At 61.1% G+C, this 3,548-nt stretch carries 4 protein-coding genes; all 4 read right to left on the reverse strand.

What is annotated here, in order from left to right; all coding sequences use genetic code 11:
• Positions 1-211 precede the first annotated feature (211 nt).
• Genes FLQ03_RS18885 through FLQ03_RS18900 form a run of 4 tightly spaced genes read right to left on the reverse strand, consistent with a single transcriptional unit; the run spans position 212 to position 3,303 of the window.
• Complete coding sequence (locus FLQ03_RS18885; RefSeq protein WP_144374133.1) at positions 212-1,081, reverse strand: NAD(P)-dependent oxidoreductase; 870 nt, start codon at positions 1,079-1,081, stop codon at positions 212-214.
• Entirely contained in the window at positions 1,078-1,437 is a 360-nt protein-coding gene (locus tag FLQ03_RS18890) for an EscU/YscU/HrcU family type III secretion system export apparatus switch protein (protein WP_144374134.1), read from the reverse strand. The genes FLQ03_RS18885 and FLQ03_RS18890 overlap by 4 nt, the downstream gene beginning before the upstream one ends.
• Positions 1,418-2,920, reverse strand: coding sequence for a flagellar hook-length control protein FliK (gene fliK, locus FLQ03_RS18895; RefSeq protein WP_144374135.1), 1,503 nt, complete (start codon positions 2,918-2,920; stop codon positions 1,418-1,420). The genes FLQ03_RS18890 and fliK overlap by 20 nt, the downstream gene beginning before the upstream one ends.
• Complete coding sequence (locus FLQ03_RS18900; RefSeq protein ID WP_144374136.1) at positions 2,917-3,303, reverse strand: DUF2802 domain-containing protein; 387 nt, start codon at positions 3,301-3,303, stop codon at positions 2,917-2,919. The genes fliK and FLQ03_RS18900 overlap by 4 nt, the downstream gene beginning before the upstream one ends.
• Between the last annotated feature and the right edge of the window lie 245 nt (positions 3,304-3,548).

Here is a 3,548-nt window from a genome sequence, read left to right on the forward strand (position 1 = left end):
TTACTGGCGGAGAAATCCGGTAAATTAGCCTTGGACTCTAAAGCGTAGTGCTACTGAGATTGGGGGGACGTCGGGCAAAAAATGCGATTAGTAGAATCCAGCAAAATCAAGGCCACCACCGGGCTACTCAATATACAGATCCAACGTGGAGTAAGCCGCCAGCCGCTACCCGGCAAACGCAAGGCCACCTGCACGGGTGGCCTTGTTACTATCAGGCGTTGTCGGCCCAGATCAACCGCGCGATGGCGGAGGAATCCAGCTCGCCCTCGCCGCCGGCCACCAGTTCACCGATCAGCCCGGCAACGCGTTCGGCCTCGGGCAAACGAATCCCCAGCTCTTGCGCGGTTTGCAGCACGATACCCATGTCTTTCTGGTGCAACTTGGCCTTGAAACCGGGCGCGTAGTTGTCATCGATCATGCGCTGGCCGTGGACATCCAGCACCTTGCTGCCGGCAAAGCCGCCCAGCAGCGCCTGGCGTACCGGCGCCGGGTCCACGCCGCACGCGCGCGCCAGCTTCATCACTTCGGCGACGGCAGCAATGCCCACGCCGACGGCAATCTGGTTGCAAGCCTTGGCAACCTGGCCGGCGCCGCTGTCTCCGATATGGGTGATGGTTTTGCCCATCGCGGCCAATACCGGCTGCACCTTGGCCAGCGCGGCCGCATCGCCCCCCACCATGATGGTGAGCGTACCGTTGACGGCGCCAACTTCACCACCAGACACCGGGCAGTCCAGGAAGGTGATGCCACGCGCGGCAAGGTTGGCCGCAATGTCGCGGGCGCCGATCGGGGAAATGGTGCTCATGTCGATGCAGATCAGCCCGTCCCGGGCGGCGCTGGCCACGCCGTCCTCGCCCAACAGCAGCGCGGCGACATCCGCGGTATCGGACACATTGGTGATCAGCACGTCTACCTGGGCGGCCAACTCGGCCACGCTGGGCGCCCAGTGTGCCCCGGCGTCAATCAGGCTGGCCGCCGATTCCGGCCGGCGGGCCCAGACCGTCACATCAAAACCGGCACGCAACAGGTTGCTGACACACGGGCGTCCCATGATGCCCAGACCGATGTATCCCACTTTCATTGTTTGGCTCCATTGTTTGCCGAAACGGCAACGGGGGGGGGCCGGCGCATGGCCAGCCATTGTTCAAAGTCCAGTTTTTCGCCTTTGGCGTGCTGCTCGAGGAAATAGACAAAGGCCAGCACTTCGGCCACGGCTCGGTACAGCTCGGGCGGGATGTGGCTATCCAGATCAACCTGCATCAGCAGGTTGACCAACTCGGGGGAGTCGTGCACGAAAACGCCGGCGTCCTTGGCGTGTTCGATGATGCGCTCGGCCATCTGACCGTAGCCTTTGGCCACCACGGTCGGGGCATTGGCGCCTTCTTTGTACTTCAGCGCAACCGCAGAGCGCCGACCGTCAGCGCGGGCTGGTTTCATGTCTTACCTGCAGGCTGGCCAACGCCAGACCGGCTGCTTCCATGGCGCCAGCCAGTTGCTGACGATGTTGTTCGATCAGGGCTGCAGCTGCCGTGTTGTCGGTATCAAAGGTAAGTTGTACCTGGTTGCCAACCAGACGCAAACGGGCGGCCATACCGCCCAGCGCCGGCAGGCTCATGGCGAGACTGGTATGCCAGACGCGCATCTCTTGCTGACCGTTGCCCTCCCGCTCTCCGGCCTGCTCAGGCTGAATCTGCCACTGCACCAGTTGCCCTGGCCAGGCCTGGCCGGTGTACATGAACTGGCGTTGTTCCAGTGTATCGAGCTGACGTTGCACCAGATGGCCGGTTTCGGGCGTGACGGCACTCTTGCCAGCGCCGGCATCGGCGTTAGCCAGCGTGGTAGCCAGCCGTGCCTGAGGCTCCTGCTTCAGCTCGTCCAATGACAGACGGCCATCAACCCACGCTTTCTGGTGGGCCTCATAAAAAACGCCACTCTTTTCGACTGTGGCCTTGAGATGAGTTTCGTGCTCGGGAGCTGGCTGCGCCGGATCAGGCAACAAGGCAGCTTGGCTGGTCTGGGCACGCAATGCTGAAGGCATAGCGGCCAACCCTGCCGCCAAGCGATTGGCAATAACGTCGGCCAATGCCTTGCCTTCTGTTTGCAGTGTTGGCTGCATGGCGGTAGCGAGTGACGCCATGGTAGCGGCATTACCCTGCGAACCATTGCCGCTTGCCAGCAAACTGCTCAGATAGCGGGAAGCCGTGCTGAAGGATACTGCCGCGGACGAGTCACTGCTGCTAGCTTGCGGTAGGTTGACCTGGGTAAAGCTCAACAGCGGCTCGGTAGCACGCACACGCAGGAGCAGCGGGTCTGCACGCAGCGCCTGGCCATCGCCGGGCGCCTTCAGAATGAAGGCTGCGTTTTTGACCAGCACCGCAGCACTGCCGTCGGGCAAGCGCTCTGCTACCCTGGCCATCACCCATTCGCCACGCTGGAAGGCGGGTAGCTTTCCCTGTGGCTGAGTAAGCGTTTCCAGCTCTACACCCTCGTTGCCTGCGGCCAACTGCAGAGCTTGGGCGAGTGCTTGTGACTGTCGGGTAGTGGCAGTACCGGTAGGGGAAAGGGTGGCGTTGAGATCGTCGGCATCCAGCAACAAGAATGCCAGCGGCTGGGTGGTGGCGACGCTGAGCTTTAGTGCTTCGCCCTGAATTGTGGCCCCTTGCGGCACTGTGAGCACGAATGGCGCACCCTTGATCTGGGCAGCGATGCGGCCATCAGGTAAACGCTCGCTGATCTTGGCCAGTATGGTCTCGCCACTTTGCAACGCCGGCATACGTGCCGGGGTGCTGCTAGCCTCCAGCAACAAACGCCCTTGTTCACGCCCCAGTTTGAGTGCTTGTGCCGGGCTAAGCGGATTGCCGGCCAGCTCGGACGTACTGCTTTGCAGCCCTGGCAAACCCTGGGGAAGCGGAGAAATCATGCAGTAGGACTATTGCGATACAGAGAAAGAATCAACTCGGCTTCACTACGCGAAATACCGCAGCGTTCTGCCACTTCGACTGTCGAAAAACCGCGTTTGAAAAGCTCGATAGCTTGGTTGTAAGGGCTGGCCCCCTCACTGCTGGCCAAGGGCTGCTGGCGAACCGTAGGGCGCGTACTAGGGAGTGGACTGGTAGCAGGCGCCTGCTGGGCGACATCCTGCAAACTGCGCTGCAACACGCTGATCTGGCGTTGCAGATGGTCGAAGGTAGTGGCCTCCACACGGCGTTCGGACTCTATCATGTCGATACGCCGCCACAGCCAGAAAATGATGCCTGATTGCAGCACCACGATCAGAAACAACAGCCAATCGGTAGTATTCATTGCCAGCTCCGGAATCGGTCAGCGTCGGGCAGCAGTGAGCTTACCGGTAGGTACTGGAAAGTTTGTTCTGCTGGCGGGCGCTATGCAACAACTCGGAAAGCTCCTGATGGCGAGCGGCCACCAGCGCTTCCATCTGCTGATTACACTGCAGCGTCTCTTGTACTATGGCACGGCTTTGTTGCACAAATCAGGGCTTGCGCCTGTCCGGTAGAATGACCGCATGAGCAAGCCCCTCCCTCCCAAGT

It is taken from the genome of Vogesella urethralis (assembly GCF_007644045.2).
Classification (GTDB): Bacteria; Pseudomonadota; Gammaproteobacteria; order Burkholderiales; family Chromobacteriaceae; genus Vogesella; species Vogesella urethralis.

Excerpts from the sequence above, each read along its gene's own strand:
- FLQ03_RS18885 (WP_144374133.1), bottom strand. The coding sequence starts at position 1,081 with ATGAAAGTGGGATACATCGGTCTGGGCATCATGGGACGCCCGTGTGTC.
- FLQ03_RS18890 (WP_144374134.1), bottom strand. The coding sequence starts at position 1,437 with ATGAAACCAGCCCGCGCTGACGGTCGGCGCTCTGCGGTTGCGCTGAAG.
- fliK (WP_144374135.1), bottom strand. The coding sequence starts at position 2,920 with ATGATTTCTCCGCTTCCCCAGGGTTTGCCAGGGCTGCAAAGCAGTACG.
- FLQ03_RS18900 (WP_144374136.1), bottom strand. The coding sequence starts at position 3,303 with ATGAATACTACCGATTGGCTGTTGTTTCTGATCGTGGTGCTGCAATCA.